Source organism: Lutibacter litoralis (genome assembly GCF_014646675.1).
Taxonomy (GTDB): Bacteria; Bacteroidota; Bacteroidia; order Flavobacteriales; family Flavobacteriaceae; genus Lutibacter; species Lutibacter litoralis.
Map to the genome: position 1 here is coordinate 447079 of NZ_BMNS01000001.1, position 17546 is coordinate 464624.

The following is a 17546-nucleotide window of genomic DNA, read 5'->3' on the forward strand; positions in this document are numbered from 1 at the left end:
AATTGAAAAGCAAAAGTGTAAATAGAAACATTTTATTTGTATTAGTTTTAGCCGTTTTATATGTTTTTGAAATTAAGGCACAATCTAATAACCTTATTTTTGAAAATGATGATATTCGTATTTTTGAATCTTATATATCATTAAATTCAGCAGGAAATATTTTTCCAACACTTTATAATGAAGGATTGATTTATGCCTCAAACTATAATAGTAATAATTATAAGCTCTTTTATTCAAATCTAAAATCGGAATCCCAAAAGTTCAAAATCGGGTCAAAATATAATTTAGGTGCTGTTACTATTTTTAATAATGAAATTTATTTTACGGGGATCACTAAAAAGTTAAGCGCTTTTGGCACAAATAATTTTACAATTTATAAAGGAAAAATAGAAAAGTTTAAGGTTAAAGAGATTGAGCAATTACCTATTTGCAGTTTAGATTTTTCATATACCTATCCAACAATTTCAAAAGATGGCTCTAGAATGACGGTTGTTACTAACGAAAAAGGATATTTACATTTGTTAGAACTTAAAAGAAATGAAAATAACGAATGGGAAAAAGGAGAAGTTGTATATATCTCTCATCCAGAATTCGAAATTATAAATCCGACGTATTATAATGAAAATACCATTTATTTTGCATCAAATCTTTATGATGGAAAAATAACTAGAGTGGCCTATGATCAAAATAAAAAGGGAGAATTCCTTATAACTGAAGTAGAAAGAGAGCAAGGAAGTTTTAACATTTATAAAATTGTTAAAAGGAACGGAATTTGGGGTGTGCCTATAAAACTAGCTAAATTTAATTCAGAATTTGATGATTTAGGGGTTGTTTTTATAAATGAAAACTCAGGGTATATAACTTCATTTAGATATAGCAATGCAGATAATATCTATTATTTTGAATTAAAGAACTAAAATAGTAAATATACTGGTGTTGGGGCTTTAATGCTGTTTAAAAAAGATAACTTACCAGAACTTTTATTAATTTTGTAAACGCTAATATTTTTACTTTTTTGGTTGGCAACTAATAAAAATTCCCCATTTGGTGAAAGCGTAAAGTTTCTTGGCCAATTACCATTAACACTTATATTTTGAACTTTTTGGAGCCTACCATTTTTTATATTTCTTTTAAAAACTGCAATAGAATTTTCACCTCTATTTGAACCGTATACAAATTTTTCATTTTTAGATAAATGAATATCTGCACAATAACTTTTCCCTATAAAATCAGAACTTAGAGTGCTAATATTTTGAATGTTTTTATAGCTATTTTTGTCTTTTTTTAGAGTGGTTACCGTAGAATTTAATTCATTAATAACATAAATATATTTTCCATTTTTAGTAATTTCAAAATGTCTTGGTCCAGCACCAGTTTCCATTTTATACTTTTCATTTAAAGTAAAATTACCTTGCTCTTCAATATAATGTGCTAAAAAATCACGTCCTAAATCGGCTACAAATAAATTAGAATTTAAAAATTTTGCAGAATGGGCATGCGCTTTTTTTGTTTCAATATTGTGGTTAATAACTTGAAAAGCCTCTTGTAAACTACCATCTTTATTTATATTAAAAATAGCGAAATTTCCGCCACCATAATTTGAAACAACAGCTTTATCTCCTTTTTTATTTAATTGTACATGGCAAGGACCTTTACCTTTGCTATTTACTTTATTAATTAAAGTAAGTGAGCCGTTATTATTGACTTTATATGCGTTAACAGAACTTCCTTCATTACTTTCACTAACTGCATACAGAAACTTTTTGTCTTTTGAAAAAGTTAAAAAAGAAGGATTTACAGCCTCAACTGCTAACCTTCTGTTATTTAATTCACCAGTTTTAACGTTGAAATTATAAAGGAAAATACCTTGGCTATCTTCACCAGTATAAGTTCCAACATACATTGGAATATTTTGTGCGTAAGTAAATAAGCCAATGCTCATTAATAAAAAAGTAAAGGTATTTTTCATCTATTTTTAAGTATTATTTTATGAGTATTCCACGTTTATTTAACAAAGGAATATTTCTAAGCGCACCTTCTTTAATGGAGCCTTTTTCAAACAAGAATTTTTTATCGTGCATGGCATTCTGTTTAAAAAAAGTAACATTAAAAAAGTTTGAAAGATTTAATACATCTTCTTGTAAAAGTTCAACTTTAGCAAAGGATTTTGAAGGTAATTTTTCAATTTTATGCCTTAAAACAGCTGTTTCAATCATTTTATCTTCATCATAACCTTTAGAAACTATCAACACCATTTCTATAGCAACATCTTTGTTGTTAATAATATAAGCATTCCAATCTTCACATTGAAATTCGTTGTTATATTCTTTAACAACTGCCATAAAAACGTCTGTTACCTCTGGTATTTTAATGTCTTTTTTCATAAAAATTAGTTTATAAAGTTGAATGTAAAAAGCCTATAATGTAGTGCTTTAAACTTATAACTTTAAAAACATGTTACTTTTAAACTATATTACCGATTTGAACTGTTCTAAAAAACGCACATCGTTTTCATAAAACATTCTAATATCTGGAATTTGGTACAAAAGCATTGCAATACGTTCAATCCCCATTCCAAAAGCGTAACCGCTGTAAACATCAGGATCAATATTGGCGTTTTTTAATACATTTGGATCTACCATCCCGCAGCCCATAATTTCTAACCAACCAGTTCCTTTGGTAATTTTATAATCTGTTTCAGTTTCTAATCCCCAGTAAATATCTACTTCGGCACTTGGCTCTGTAAACGGAAAATAAGAAGGGCGTAAACGAATTTTAGACTTCCCAAACATTTCTTTGGTAAAGTACAGTAAGGTTTGTTTTAAATCTGCAAAAGAAACATCGGTATCTATATATAAACCTTCAACTTGATGAAAAATACAATGTGCTCGCGCCGAAATATCTTCATTCCTAAAAACTCTTCCCGGAGAAATGGTTCTAATTGGTGGTTTGTGGTTTTCCATATAACGCACTTGAACAGAAGATGTATGTGTACGCAATAAAATATCTGGATTTGTTTCAATAAAAAAAGTATCCTGCATATCACGTGCTGGATGGTATTCTGGTAAATTTAACGCCGTAAAATTATGCCAGTCATCTTCAATTTCAGGACCTTCAGAAACTGTAAAACCTACACGAGAAAAAACATCAATAATTTTATTTTTAACTATAGATATTGGATGGCGAGAACCTAATTCAATAGGCTCTTCTGGTTGAGTTAAATCACCATAAACACCTAATTGTTCACTCGCATTTTCTAGAGTATCTTTTAGTTGGTTTACTTTATCTTGTGCTGAATTTTTAAGCGTATTTAATGCCTGACCAAATTCTTTTCTTTCAGTAGGAGCTACATTTTTAAATTCAGCGAATAAATCATTAAGTATTCCTTTTTTACTTAAAAATTTAATTCTAAAAGTTTCAATTTCATCTTTAGAAGTTGCATTAAATGCAGCTACTTCTCCAATCAATTCTTTTACTTTATCTAACATTTTATATAAAATTAGGGTGCAAATTTACACAATTTTATTTTGATAAATAATATTGAATCTATATTGATAAATAGAACTTTTTTTGATACAAATTGAGTAAGTATTTTAATTGTAGAAAAGTTTAAAAAACACTTATTACGAAAACGTTTGAGGAAGTGCAAATATTTTCGTAAAAAATAGTACTAATTTTATATATAGCATTATTTATTGGCTATATTTGTGTAGCAAATTATATTAAATTCAAAATAATACATCATAAATTATGGAATCAAAAATTAAAGAGTTTATGGATCTGGTTAAAGAACGTAACCAATTTGAACCTGAATTTTTACAAGCTGTAGAAGAAGTAGCCGAAACGGTTATTCCTTATATAGCTAGTCAAGAAATTTACTATGGTAAAAACATATTATTAAGAATGGTTGAGCCAGAGAGAGTATTAATGTTTAGAGTGCCTTGGGTAGATGATAGAGGAGAAATTGTTGTTAATAGAGGGTTTAGAATTGAAATGAACTCTGCTATTGGCCCTTACAAAGGTGGTTTACGTTTTCATCCTTCAGTAAACTTGAGTATTCTTAAATTCTTAGCTTTTGAGCAAGTATTTAAAAATGCATTAACTACACTGCCAATGGGTGGTGGTAAGGGTGGATCTGATTTTGATCCAAAAGGAAAATCTGATGGTGAAATCATGCGTTTTTGCCAAAGTTTTATGGGAGAATTATTCCGTCATATTGGTCCAAATACTGATATTCCTGCAGGAGATATAGGTGTTGGTGGTAGAGAAATTGGGTTCTTGTTTGGAATGTATAAAAAACTTCGTAACGAATTTACAGGTGTGTTAACTGGTAAGGGAATGTCTTGGGGTGGATCATTAATTCGTCCTGAAGCAACTGGTTATGGAACCGTTTATTTTGCTCAAAGCATGCTAGAAACAAGAGGAGATACAATTAAAGGAAAAACTGTTACTGTTTCAGGTTCTGGAAATGTTGCCCAGTATGCTTGTGAAAAAGCAACTCAATTAGGAGCTAAAGTTGTTACTTTATCTGATTCGGGAGGATATATTTTTGATGAAGAAGGTATCGATGCAGATAAATTAGCTTTTGTAATGGATCTTAAAAATAACAAACACGGAAGAATTATAGAATATGTTGGTAAATATCCAAAAGCAAAATATGTTGCTGGACAAAGACCTTGGGGTGAAAAATGTGATGTTGCAATGCCTTGCGCAACTCAGAATGAAATAGATTTAGGTGATGCTAAAAATCTATTGGCTAATGGATGTTTTGTAGTTTCCGAAGGTGCTAATATGCCATCAAGACCTGAAGCTATCTCGGCTTTCCAAGGTGCAAATATTTTATATGCTCCTGGTAAAGCCTCAAATGCTGGTGGTGTTGCAACTTCTGGTTTAGAAATGTCTCAAAATTCTTTACGTATTTTATGGTCTCGTGAAGAAGTTGACGAAAGATTGAAAAAAATTATGACCGATATTCATGATTCTTGTATCAAGTATGGTAAAAAAGATGACGGAACTATCGACTATGTAACCGGAGCTAATATTGCAGGTTTTGTTAAAGTAGCTGATGCTATGTTAGCACAAGGTGTTGTTTAATCAGATTCTTTTTATTTTTACACTTAAGAGGGTTGCTTTAGAGTGACCCTTTTTTTATATCCAATTATAATATAACTAAACAAAATTTATATCTTGCATAGTAATAAAAAGCAGACAATATGACGAAAAAACTATTACCAAATCTAAAATCTTATGCATTTGAAGAAGTTGCTTTTGATAAATTAATGCAAAATAGAATAAATAAAGTTTTAATAGTTTGTTCTAATTACGATTATTATATGCTTGAAGAAGATGGAAGAATAGATGAGCGTATTTTTAACGAATATACTTCATTAAATTTAAGATATCCACCAAGTTTTATACACGCAAATTCTTCAAGAAGAGCTATCAAAATGTTAGCTTCAGATAAAATTGATATTGTAATTACTTGGTTAGATATTGGCAATTATAAGGCTTTCGAAACTTCAAAAAAAATTAAAGAGGCTTTTCCACATGTACCAATTGCAGCATTAAGTCATTACTCTTCAGAACTAAGAAGCAAGTTGCAAAAAGGAAATACAGGAATTATAGATTATGTTTTTCATTGGAATGGAAATGTAGATATATTTTTAGCTATTATTAAATTAACCGAAGACCGAATGAATGCGGAAAGAGATATTAATGATATAGGTGTTAAAGCTATATTATTAGTAGAAGACTCTTTAAAATTTTACTCAAGATACATTCCATTAATTTACAAAGTTATATTAAAACAAACTCAGGCATTTATGTCTGAAGGTTTAAATGAGCACAGAAAAATGTTATTAATGCGTGGTAGACCTAAAATATTGTTAGCCACAACTTTTGAAGAAGGTATTAGTTTGTTTAATAATTATAGAAATAATTTATTAGGTGTAATATCAGATGTTAATTACTTTAAAGACGGAGTTCGGAATAAAGAAGCAGGATTCTTGTTTTTAGATTATGTTAGAAGTTTTAAGCGCTATTTTCCATTTTTAATTCAATCATCAGATGCCAATAACGAAAAACGAGCTTTAGAGCTTAAAGGGAAATTTTTATACAAACATTCAGAAACTTTAGGAGTAGATATTAAAAATTATATTGCAAAGTATTTTTCTTTTGGAAATTTTGAATTTTGGGACCCAACTCAAATGAAAGTATTAGCAGTTGTAAAAGATTTAACCGAATTTCAAAAAGCATTGCATATTGTAAGTGAAGATTGCTTGGTATATCACGCCAAAAGAAGCGAATTTTCAAAATGGTTAAAATCAAGAGCTCTTTTCCCATTGGCTGATTTGTTTAGCAATGTAGAATTTGATGATTTTGAAAATAAATATCAAATAAGAGATTTTTTAATTAATTCCATTAATGTTTATAGGGTTTATAGATCAAGGGGTGTAATTGTAAAATTTGATAAACGTAAATACGACGAGTTTGTTGGGTTTGCAAGAATTGGGGAAGGCGCTTTAGGCGGGAAAGGAAGAGGTTTAGCTTTTATAGATTCCTTTTTAAAAAGAAATAATTTATTTAACAAATACGAAAACGTAAGCATTACTATACCAAGAACGGTAGTAATTAGTACCGAAGTTTTCGATCAATTTATTGAAACACATAAACTAATAAAATTTGCAGCAGAATGTTCTAATGATGAGGAGATATTGAATGAATTTATTTCAAAAGATCTTCCGGAATGGGCAGTTGAAGATGTTTGCGCATTTTTAAAGACTACCAAATCGCCCATTGCTATACGATCGTCAAGTATGTTAGAGGATTCTAATTATCAGCCATTTGCAGGAGTTTTTGCAACTTATATGATTCCGAATTCAGAAATAAATAAAATGGTTGAAATGGTTTCTAATGCAATTAAATCTGTTATTGCTTCGTCATTTTTTCAAAGCAGTAAATCTTATTTAAAAGCTACATCACATACTATCGAAGAGGATAAAATGGCTGTAATTTTACAGGAAGTTATTGGAAAACAATACCAAGATGTGTATTATCCAAATATTTCTGGTGTGGCACGCTCTATTAATTTTTATCCTATAGGAGATGAGAAGCCTAATGAAGGAATTGCCAATATAGCTTTAGGTTTAGGCGAAATAATTGTGGGTGGAGGTCAAACCTTACGTTTTTCACCTTTTCATCCAAAAAAAATTCTACAACTATCTTCTCCAGGTTCAACGCAGAGAGATACACAGCAGTATTTTTATGGTTTGGATATAGATCCAGATAGTTATAAAGTTTCAACCAGTGAAGCAATCAATAAAAAGAAGGTAACTATTAGAGCCGCAGAAAATCACGGCTCCTTAAAATTTGTAGCTTCAACATATGATTTGCAAAATAATATAATAAGACCAGGCGTTATGCACGATGGAATTCGTGTAATTTCATTCGATAATATTCTAAAATACAACACGTTTCCTTTACCAGAAATTCTAAAAGAACTATTGCGAATTGGACAACGAGAAATGAGAAATCCAATAGAAATCGAGTTTGCTGTTAAACTCGATGTTCCAGCTGGAAAGCCAAAAGAATTTAGTTTTTTACAAATAAGACCCATTATAGAAAGTGTCGAAACCGTTAGTAGATTGCCTGAAAATTTTGAACTTTCAGATACAATTATTTATTCTGAATCCGCTTTAGGAAATGGGAAATATGAAAATATTTACGATGTTGTTTATGTAAAACCAGAAACTTTTAATTCGGCCAATACTAGAGAAATTGCTATAGCTGTTGAACAAATTAATAAAAAATTTGCAACAATGGATAAAAAATATATTTTGGTTGGACCTGGGCGTTGGGGTTCTAGTGATCCTTGGTTGGGAATTCCAGTAATTTGGCCTCAAATTTCTGCTGCAAAAATAATTGTAGAATCTGGTTTAAATAATTTTAGAATTGATCCAAGTCAAGGAACCCATTTTTTTCAAAATTTAACTTCATTTAAAGTGGGTTATTTAACAATAAATCCATTTATAAAAGATGGCTTTTTTGATGTAGATTATTTAAATGAGAACGAAGCTATTTTTGAAGATGCTTATTTAAGGCATATTTGTTTTAAAGAGCCGCTTACGGCTATAATTGAAGGTAAATATAATAAAGCGGCTATTTTTAAAGAAGGTTTTTCGGCACAAGAAACAAGCGTAAAAATAGAAGATTCTATTGAAGAATTGCCTCCAGATGGATTTATGTAAAAATATGTATATGATAAAAAAACAACTTAAAATAAGTATAATAATTTCAAATTAATAAAAAAAGTATAATTTAATAATAAATATTAAAATTATTGATAAGAATGTTATTTGAAATTCAATTTAAAATATGTATTTTTGTTATTATCTTTATTTTATATAACAGTTATAAATTATGTCATTATGAATGTAAAAGAAATATTAACAAATTTGGAAACTAAACACCCTGGTGAAAAAGAATATTTACAGGCTGTTCATGAAGTTTTAGAGTCTATTGAGACTATATATAATGAAAATCCACAATACGAAGCTGCCAAAATTATTGAACGTTTAGTAGAGCCAGATAGAATTTTAACATTTAGAATTTCTTGGATAGATGATGCAGGAAATGTTCAAGTTAATTTGGGTCATAGAGTTCAATATAATAATGCGATTGGCCCTTATAAAGGAGGAATACGTTTACACCCAAGTGTAAATTTAAGTATTTTAAAGTTTTTAGGGTTTGAGCAAATATTTAAAAATGCCTTAACTACACTACCAATGGGAGGTGGAAAAGGAGGATCAGATTTTAATCCTAAAGGAAAATCTGATACAGAAATTATGCGTTTCTGCCAAGCTTTTATGTTAGAACTATGGAGGCTTATTGGGCCAAGTACAGATGTGCCAGCTGGTGATATTGGAACTGGTGGTAGAGAAATTGGTTTTATGTACGGAATGTATAAAAAACTGCAACAAGAAAACTCAGGAGTTTTTACTGGTAAAGGACTAAATTGGGGAGGAAGTTTAATTAGACCAGAAGCAACAGGTTTTGGTGGTGTTTACTTCACAAAGGAAATGCTGGACACTAAAAATGATACTTTTGAAGGTAAAACAATAGCGCTTTCTGGCTTTGGAAATGTAACTTGGGGTGTAGCTCTAAAAATTACTGAACTAGGTGGAAAAGTGGTTACAATCTCTGGACCTGACGGATATGTTTATGATGAAAAAGGATTGGATGCAGATAAAATTAATTACTTATTGCAATTAAGAGCGTCTAATAACGATATTGTTTCTCCATATGCTGATGAGTTTCCAGAAGCTAAATTTTATGCGGGAGAAAAACCTTGGGGTGTAAAATGTGATATTGCAATGCCTTGTGCAACACAAAATGAATTGAATGGTGAAGATGCTGTAAAATTAGTTGCAAATGGTGTACAATATGTAGCGGAAGTTTCAAATATGGGTTGTACTCCAGAAGCAGTTGATGCATTTCATGTAGCTAAAATTTTATACGGGCCTGGTAAAGCAGTAAATGCTGGTGGTGTAGGAGTTTCTGGTTTAGAAATGTCTCAAAATGCAATGAAATTAAATTGGACAAAAGAAGAGGTTGATGCTAAATTGCATCAAATTATGCATTCTATTCACACAGCTTGTTTAAAGTACGGAACAGAAGAAGATGGTTACATAAACTACGTAAAAGGAGCAAATATTGCTGGTTTTATTAAAGTAGCGGACTCTATGTTAGATTTAGGTGTTGTGTAAATTAAAGTTTATATTAGGTTTAAAAGGGTTGCTAATTAGCAACCCTTTTCTTTTTATCTTTGTTTAAGATGGAGCAAAATAATACATATCGCAAAATAATACACGTAGATATGGATGCGTTTTATGCTTCTGTAGAACAATTAGACAATCCAGCCTTAAAAGGAAAGCCAATTGCTGTTGGAGGAGGTGGAGAGCGAGGTGTAGTTTCTGCAGCAAGTTACGAAGCCCGTAAATTTGGAGTGCGTTCTGCAATGAGTGGCGTAATTGCAAGAAAAAAATGTCCACAATTAATCTTTGTAAAACCTCGATTTGAACGTTATAAAGAAATTTCAAAAAAAATTAGAAGCATTTTTTATGAATATACCGATTTAGTAGAGCCACTTTCATTAGATGAAGCGTATTTAGATGTTACAGAAAATAAAAAAGGAATTCCCTCGGCTAGTTTATTAGCAAAAGAAATTAGAAAGCGAATTTTAGACGAATTACATTTAAATGCCTCTGCAGGTATTTCAAGCAGTAAATTTATTGCTAAAATTGCTTCCGATATAAACAAACCTAATGGGCAAAAAACTATTCCTCCTGAAGAAATAATATCTTTTTTAGAAGAATTACCAATAAAAAAATTCTTTGGAATTGGTAAAGTTACCGCTGCAAGAATGTACAATCTTGGTATTTTTAAAGGCAGTGATTTAAAAGCTAAAAGCGAAACGTTTTTAACCCAACATTTTAAAAGTTCAGGTTTACATTATTACAATATTGTTAGAGGAATTCATAATAGTAAGGTGAAACCAAACCGAGAACGAAAATCTGTTGCTGCTGAACAGACTTTTAATACAAATTTAACTTCCGAAATTTTTATGATGGAGAAATTGAAACAAATTTCAGAAGAACTAGAAGAACGTTTACAAAAGGCTAAAGTTTCAGGAAAGACAGTTACCTTAAAAATTAAATATAGCGATTTTAAAACCCAGACACGCAGTAAAACGTTACCGTATTTTATTAAAGAAAAAGCGATTTTATTAGACACTGTTAAAGAGCTACTTTATCAAGAAAAGGTGTTAAACTCTGTCCGTTTGTTGGGTATTTCAGTTTCTAATTTGAACATTCACTTAAAAAACAAACCAGAAAAACCCTTAAACATTCAATTTAAATTTGAATTTTAAAATAGTTTCTTAGATAAATCTAATTAATAAGCAAGCTAATTTTATACGTGAACTATATCAAACTCTTCTATTAAAGGTTCATTATTAAAACGAAGTAATAGCTGAGCAATTGCTATGGTGTCTTTTTCACAATAGGTTACAATACGTGCTATATTTTTTTCTTTATAGTAAACAGCTCCTACTTCACTTCCATTAATATCATCTTTTGGAGAGGGAATATTTAATATAGATGTAAGCAACTTTAAAGAAGTATAATGTTTATAATCGCCAAATTTCCACAATTCCATAGTGTCTAAATGTGGAATCTCCCAGGGTTTTTTACCAAATAAATTTAGTTTCTCTGGTAGCTTAATTTGATGAATAATCATGCGTCTAGCAATGTATGGGAAATCAAACTCTTTACCGTTATGGGCGCATAATAAATGGGTTGGTTTATTAAAGTGGAGATCTAGTAAGTTTTTAAAATCTTCTAAAATTTTAATTTCGTCACCAAAAAAAGAGGTGACTCTAAATTTTCGATCATTCGTTTTAAAATTAGTAAAATATCCTACTGAAACACATACAATTTTACCGAATTCAGCCCAAATTCCTGCCCTCTCGTAAAACTCCTCAGGTGTTTGTTCTTCTTTACGTTGGTATTGAGTTTTTAAAGCAAAAAGCTCTTGTTTTTCTTCAGATAAATCGTTGTAGAACTCAGTTTCTGGTACGGTTTCTATATCTAAAAACAGAATGTTTTCAAAATTAGTTTTAATATTCATAGCTTAATTTTAAGCCTAAATATAACAAAAAAAATCATTCCTGAAATTGGAATGATTTTTTTTATATTTTAAAAGTTGCTATCTTAATTAATTAAAAGCTTTCTAACTGAAACTTTTTCATCTTCTTCAACTTGAACTAAGTACAAACCTGTACTTAAATTTTCTAAGTTAATAACTTCATTAGAACGCACTGTTTTGTTATAAACTACACTTCCTAAAATTGAATAAATAACAACATTTTTGTCTAATGAATTTTTTGTTGTGATTGAAATCTTGCCATTTCTAGCAGGGTTTGGATAAATATTAAAATTTTCTATCTGATCTTTAGTTACGGAAAGAGATTTTTGCGCAGTAGGATTTCCTTGTGTTGGTAAAGCTACAGTCCAGCCTATTGGCTTATTAGTTAAAGGATCTAACACTCTTTGAATTGAATTTTCTCCAGTTGTACTAGCAATATGTTCAAACTTATTAAAGTTCCTAACACTACCATAACTTAAAGATTCAATTGTTTTTTTATCCTTGTGAAGAATAGCTCCTCCACCTTTAGTGTCAAAATATCTATTCTCTATAATATAAAAATCTCCTTCTTTAAGCTTCCCTTTTAAATATATACTTTCTATTCTATATCCATTACTATCATACAGAACTAAAGTCCAACCTTCTAATTGGGTATTTCCGTTTCCGTTCTCTCTATATACAGCTAATTCAACAAATGGATTATTGCCTGTATAATTAATTTCAGAAATATAAACATTCTGACTAAAACCTGAAATTGTTATTAGTAAAACAATTAATGAAATGTATAATTTTGTCATGGGGATGAACAATTAAAATGTCCCCAAATATCTTGCTTTATTGTATAAATAATTGTGCCTATAGATGTAACTTAGCCAGTAGTTATAAAAACTAAATAAATGGTATATTAATATCAATAAATTGATAGAAAATAACCATAATTCTGTATGGTTTTACCATACTTTTGGTATTGATTTAATAAATATTTAGTAAAAAAAAGCGTAAAATAAACACCCCTTCTGTTTTTTTGAATCAAAATTTAGGTATGATAAAATTTTACTTTTTTTATAGTTTGATTGGACTTTTAAACAATCTAATTTAATTAACAACTAATTTACGGGTAGAAATTTTTCCTTCTTCATTTATCCTAACCATATAAATTCCTTTATTCAAATTTGAAATATGTATAACTTCTTTATTGCTAACTTTTTTACTATAAACTTGTTGGCCTGCTATATTGTAAATTTCTACATGCTTATCTGCCCAATTATTTGAAGTAACATTAAGTTGCCCGTTAGAAACTGGATTTGGATACATTTTGAAACCTTCAATGTTGTTTTTAACTATTGATAATGATTTAGCAAAATTAACAACTCCTTTGGTAGCTGGTTTTTCAATCCAATCTCCATTTGACCAATCCCCATCAATAGGTAAAAGTTGAATCGAATTACCGGATGTAGGGTTTGGTAAATTATTGCCAATATAAGTAGCATTGTTAGGTGGTGAATTTAATGCTGTTCCATAGTAAACAGCATCAATAACTTCATTATTTTTATTTTTTAATAAAACAACTCTACCCCAATCAAACCAGCCGGCATTCCAATTTAAGTTGTCAACTTCTAAATTTTTTACGGATAATGTACCATTTGTTCCTTCTGTTAAATTACCAGTTAATTTAATTGCCGCAGTTATTTCACTAAGTTGAATACCAAAAAAGAAAAAAAAGCTATTTACAGAAATTGAATAACCTTCTACCCAAGTATTTGTTAAACCTGTTACTTCAACTCCATTATCAACATGAACTTCAGAAATAAAAACATTTTGAGAAAAACTTGAAAAAGATAAAAAGATAAAAAGAATAAAAGTATTAAATCTCAGCTTTGGGGTATTTTTCGTAATCATACTTAGGGTAGAATAGATAATTATTTAACAAAAATCTTATTTTAAAAAGAGATTATCTGTAGATAAAACTAAAACTTAGCCCATGGTTAAAAACAACAAATGAATGACGTATTTTTGTGAATAAATAGTTATGGTTTTTCCATACTTTTGTATGGTTTTTTTTACAGAAAACAAGATAAAGTAACTAGATTCTATTGTTGTTTTTAAAAAGTATTGTAAAATTTGAGATTTTTTAAATAAAATTAATAAAGTTATTTTTAGGTCTAATCAACTACTAATTTTCGTGTTGCTATTTTCCCATTTTCTTCAACTTTTACAAAATAGATACCCTTGGTTAGTTTGGAAATATTTAAATATTGTTGTCTCTTTAAATTTTTACTAAAGACTTGTTGTCCCGTTAAGGAATAAATTTCAACTTTCTTATTTAAATTTAAACTTGAAGTCATAAATAATTTACCATTAGCAACTGGATTTGGATACATTGCGAAATCTTTTATTTGGTTTTTAACAATAGAAAGGGTTTGATTATTATTTAAGAGTCCTTCTGATTTTAAAACTGATCCAACCCAACCTGTATTTGTTAATTGTAAAGAATACCCAATTGGTGTATTACCACTAATACTATTGTCCTCCTCTTGAACTCCAATATCTGTTGAGGTTAAACCATTTGCAGCACCATTTGTCGCAGTAATAACCCCCTCGTAACTTAGAAATTCTAACACAAACAAATCAGATATTCTAATTAAAGCCATACCGTCTGGAGCACCATTTTGAATTCCCACTTCATTAAACCAAATTGCTCCATAACCATTACCTTCATCTGGTAATACACCTGCTAAATTAATAGATGAACCATAGGTAGCCCCACCATTACCATTATAAAGTGAAATTCTATACAAAGATAAATCAGTTCCTGCAACACCTGCAATTTCAATACCTTCACCAATATCACCACCCACATTATCATAATGAATCTCGTTAATAAAAACATCTGTTTGCCCAAATGATAATGTAGCCATGAAGATGGCTACAACTAAAAAATAAAGTTTTTTCATAGCTATTTTTTTGTAGTTGTTTGATAAAAATATAAAAACATTTTAATTTAAACCCAATAAATTGTTAGAAATTAAGGATTTAATTATAATTTAACGGTGAAAATTAATTTAATGTAAGTTTAATGTTAGCTTAATGTTATACTTTAAATTACTTTCTTACTAATGTTTTATAATTGTAATTAATGATTACTTTTGAGCGATTTTAGTTTTAAAAACTGTTATTATTATGAAAAAAGCAGCTATAAAAATTCTTTTAGTTGATGATGAACCTGATATTTTAGAAATTGTATCCTACAATTTAAAGAACGAAGGTTATAAAGTTTATACCGCTAAAAATGGAGTTGAAGCAATAGCCTCTGCTAAACTAAATAATCCGCATTTAATAATTTTAGACATTATGATGCCAGAAATGGATGGTATAGAAACCTGTGAAAAAATTAGAGCAACTAAGGGTCTAGAAAATGTACTAATTACTTTTTTTACTGCACGTGGTGAAGACTATTCACAAGTAGCTGGTTTTAATGTTGGAGCAGATGATTATATTACAAAACCTATTAAACCTAAAGTTCTTATTAGTAAAATTAAAGCATTATTAAGAAGAGTTAATGAGGTTCAAAATGTTTCTTCTAATAATGTAAAAGTAGGTGAAATTATTATCGATAGAGAAGAATATGTTATTATTAAAGATGGAGAAAAACTCTCATTGCCAAAAAAGGAATTTGAATTGTTTGCTTTACTAGCGTCAAAACCAGAAAAAGTATTTAAACGAGATGATATTTTAGATAAAGTTTGGGGAAATGAAGTTGTTGTTGGTGGTAGAACTATTGATGTACATATTAGAAAATTACGCGAAAAAATAGGGGAAGAATATTTTAAAACTGTAAAAGGTGTAGGTTATAAATTTGTTATTAATGAAGATTAAGAGAACATATTCATTCGCATTTTGGACTACTTTATTTATTACCTTATTTATTCTTGGAGTATTATTAGTTACGGCCTATCTATTTCTAGATATCCACCTAAATATTAAATATTTAGTTCCTTTTGTGAGTCTTATTTTTATCTTTACTTTTTTAATTATTCAATATAGATTAGAGAAATTTATTTATAAACGCATCAAAAAAATATACGATAGAGTCTCTGTTTTAGACCGATCCGATTTTAATAAAACTGTAATCACATCAGATATTGATGCTCTTTCTAGAGAAGTTCAAAAATTTGCAGAATTTAAACAACAGCAAATCGCAAATTTACATTTACGCGAAAATTATAGAAGAGATTTTTTAGGAAATGTTTCTCACGAATTAAAAACACCATTATTTACTGTACAAGGCTATTTATTAACATTAGCTGATGGCGCAATGGATGATAAAAAAATTAGTAAAAAATACCTTAAACGTGCTAATAAAGGTGTTGAAAGGCTTATTTCAATTGTAAAAGACTTAGATTTAATTTCTAAATTAGAATCTGCCGATTTAGTTTTAAATAAGGAGCCATTTAATATTTTAGAATTAGTTCAAGAAGTTTTTGATTTACTAGAAATGAAGGGCAAAAAAAGAAATGTTTCGCTGCATTTTAATAAACACTATATCTTTCCAATAATGGTTATTGCTGATATAGAAAAAATTGAACAAGTACTTACTAACTTGATTGTTAATGCTATAAAATATTCTAAAAAAAATGGCACTATAATGGTGAGTATCGAGAAAATGGAACCTAAAGTGTTGGTAAAAGTTATTGATGATGGTGAGGGAATTAAAGCAGCATATTTACCTAGACTCTTTGAGCGTTTTTATAGAGTTGATCAAAGCCGTTCTAGAGATCAAGGGGGTTCAGGGTTAGGACTTTCTATTGTTAAACATATAATAGAATCGCATAATGAGCAAATCTTTGTAAAAAGTGAATTCGGTAAAGGTTCAGAGTTTTCATTTACGCTCGAAAAGGAGAAAGTGATTTAAATCTATATTAGAGGTTGTTTTTTTAAATCCGGTATAGTTAACTATTTCATTAAGTTTTTCTAAAGAAAAATCGTTCTGATTTGAATAGGGAGCAATTAATTTTTCTTTTAATGTTTGTGCTAAATATTCTTGCTCAAATTGACCGGGAGTTGGAATAAAAAATGCTTTTTTACCCAAAACTGCTAAATCCATTATGGTCGAATATCCTGAACGAGCAATTATAATTTCACTTTCATTTAGTGCTTTTTCAAGTGTTTCAGTTAAAAGATAATTTTTAATCTGAATGTTTTTAGAAACTTCTAAAATTGTCTTTTTTTCTAAAGTGCCTCTAACAAAAAGTACTTTTCCTTTGTAATTTTTAAGTTCTAAAAGTAATTTTTCTTCTAATAAAGTCCGTTGTGGTTCTGGACCAGATAGTACTATTAATAAGTCATATTTTAGGGCGCATTTTTCAGATTTAAATCTGCTTAAAATTCCTAAATATTTTAGATTAAGGTCGTTTATTTTTAAATGGCCTAAATTTCTTGAAAAATTAGGCTCATTTTCGACATCTGGAACCCAACATTCATCAAAATTTTTAATTATTTTTTGATGTGTTTTTGAAGTAATTCCTGTTGTTTTTCCAGATAAAACAGTTAACTGATGTGTAATATAAACAGCTGGTATATTTGAATTGTAAACACCAAATCTATTATCGGAAATACTTCCAACAATACCTTCTTTTTTAATAATTTGAGCTACTATTTTGTGTTCTTTTTTTACTGCCGCAATAACAGAAGGAATACTTAAAAGCAGCTTAAATTTTAAATTCTTGCCGCTTTTAGAGTATTTTATATTGTAAGAAGGTAATGTATAACTTTTTAATAAAGGAAATTCTTTTTGAAGCAAAATTAAAGCTGCACCATCACTTGCTAAAATAGGTTCGTAATTA

The 17546-nt window shown here is 29.3% G+C and carries 15 protein-coding genes; 7 read left to right on the top strand and 8 right to left on the bottom strand.

Annotation, left to right across the window (positions count from 1 at the left end):
• Window positions 1–2 precede the first annotated feature (2 nt).
• A complete protein-coding gene (locus IEW75_RS01995) occupies window positions 3–917 on the top strand; it encodes a hypothetical protein (protein ID WP_134248363.1) in 915 nt (304 codons plus the stop codon).
• Here IEW75_RS01995 and IEW75_RS02000 read toward each other — a convergent pair.
• The 3 genes from IEW75_RS02000 to pheS all read right to left on the bottom strand — a co-directional run bounded on the left by IEW75_RS02000 (window position 914) and on the right by pheS (window position 3488).
• A complete protein-coding gene (locus IEW75_RS02000; protein WP_134248364.1) occupies window positions 914–1969 on the bottom strand; it encodes a lactonase family protein in 1056 nt (351 codons plus the stop codon). The genes IEW75_RS01995 and IEW75_RS02000 overlap by 4 nt on opposite strands.
• Before the next feature lie 13 nt (window positions 1970–1982).
• Complete coding sequence (locus tag IEW75_RS02005) at window positions 1983–2384, bottom strand: hypothetical protein (protein ID WP_134248365.1); 402 nt, start codon at window positions 2382–2384, stop codon at window positions 1983–1985.
• 84 nt (window positions 2385–2468) lie between these two features.
• On the bottom strand, window positions 2469–3488 hold the full coding sequence (gene pheS / locus IEW75_RS02010; protein ID WP_134248366.1) for a phenylalanine--tRNA ligase subunit alpha: 1020 nt from the start codon (window positions 3486–3488) through the stop codon (window positions 2469–2471).
• A gap of 262 nt (window positions 3489–3750) precedes the next feature.
• On the opposite strand from pheS, the gene gdhA (IEW75_RS02015) reads away from it, so the two are divergent.
• From gdhA (IEW75_RS02015) to dinB, 4 genes are all read left to right on the top strand, one after another.
• The gene (gene gdhA / locus IEW75_RS02015) at window positions 3751–5094 is read left to right on the top strand and encodes an NADP-specific glutamate dehydrogenase (protein WP_134248367.1); all 1344 of its coding nucleotides are present in this window, start codon (window positions 3751–3753) and stop codon (window positions 5092–5094) included.
• A 119-nt stretch (window positions 5095–5213) separates the two neighbouring features.
• Window positions 5214–8246, top strand: a complete 3033-nt coding sequence (locus IEW75_RS02020; RefSeq protein ID WP_134248368.1) for a PEP/pyruvate-binding domain-containing protein — start codon at window positions 5214–5216, stop codon at window positions 8244–8246.
• Window positions 8247–8426: 180 nt separating this feature from the next.
• Window positions 8427–9764: an NADP-specific glutamate dehydrogenase gene (gene gdhA / locus IEW75_RS02025; RefSeq protein ID WP_134248369.1), complete on the top strand. Its 1338-nt coding sequence runs from the start codon at window positions 8427–8429 to the stop codon at window positions 9762–9764.
• A 68-nt stretch (window positions 9765–9832) separates the two neighbouring features.
• A complete protein-coding gene (gene dinB, locus IEW75_RS02030; RefSeq protein ID WP_134248370.1) occupies window positions 9833–10927 on the top strand; it encodes a DNA polymerase IV in 1095 nt (364 codons plus the stop codon).
• 41 nt (window positions 10928–10968) lie between these two features.
• Here dinB and IEW75_RS02035 read toward each other — a convergent pair whose 3' ends face one another.
• The 4 genes from IEW75_RS02035 to IEW75_RS02050 form a co-directional block, all read right to left on the bottom strand.
• On the bottom strand, window positions 10969–11685 hold the full coding sequence (locus tag IEW75_RS02035) for a 3'-5' exonuclease (RefSeq protein WP_134248371.1): 717 nt from the start codon (window positions 11683–11685) through the stop codon (window positions 10969–10971).
• A gap of 83 nt (window positions 11686–11768) precedes the next feature.
• Window positions 11769–12500 (bottom strand): T9SS type A sorting domain-containing protein, encoded by a 732-nt coding sequence (locus IEW75_RS02040; protein WP_134248372.1) that lies wholly within the window; start codon window positions 12498–12500, stop codon window positions 11769–11771.
• 298 nt (window positions 12501–12798) lie between these two features.
• The gene (locus IEW75_RS02045) at window positions 12799–13602 is read right to left on the bottom strand and encodes a T9SS type A sorting domain-containing protein (protein WP_134248373.1); all 804 of its coding nucleotides are present in this window, start codon (window positions 13600–13602) and stop codon (window positions 12799–12801) included.
• A gap of 263 nt (window positions 13603–13865) precedes the next feature.
• Window positions 13866–14657 (bottom strand): T9SS type A sorting domain-containing protein, encoded by a 792-nt coding sequence (locus IEW75_RS02050; RefSeq protein WP_134248374.1) that lies wholly within the window; start codon window positions 14655–14657, stop codon window positions 13866–13868.
• A 226-nt stretch (window positions 14658–14883) separates the two neighbouring features.
• Between IEW75_RS02050 and IEW75_RS02055 the strand changes: the two genes are divergently transcribed.
• Window positions 14884–15579 (top strand): response regulator transcription factor, encoded by a 696-nt coding sequence (locus IEW75_RS02055; protein WP_134248375.1) that lies wholly within the window; start codon window positions 14884–14886, stop codon window positions 15577–15579.
• Complete coding sequence (locus IEW75_RS02060) at window positions 15569–16615, top strand: sensor histidine kinase (RefSeq protein ID WP_134248376.1); 1047 nt, start codon at window positions 15569–15571, stop codon at window positions 16613–16615. Before IEW75_RS02055 ends, IEW75_RS02060 begins: the two co-directional genes overlap by 11 nt.
• Here IEW75_RS02060 and IEW75_RS02065 read toward each other — a convergent pair.
• The gene (locus IEW75_RS02065) at window positions 16583–17503 is read right to left on the bottom strand and encodes a glycosyltransferase (protein ID WP_229714374.1); all 921 of its coding nucleotides are present in this window, start codon (window positions 17501–17503) and stop codon (window positions 16583–16585) included. The genes IEW75_RS02060 and IEW75_RS02065 overlap by 33 nt on opposite strands.
• Between the last annotated feature and the right edge of the window lie 43 nt (window positions 17504–17546).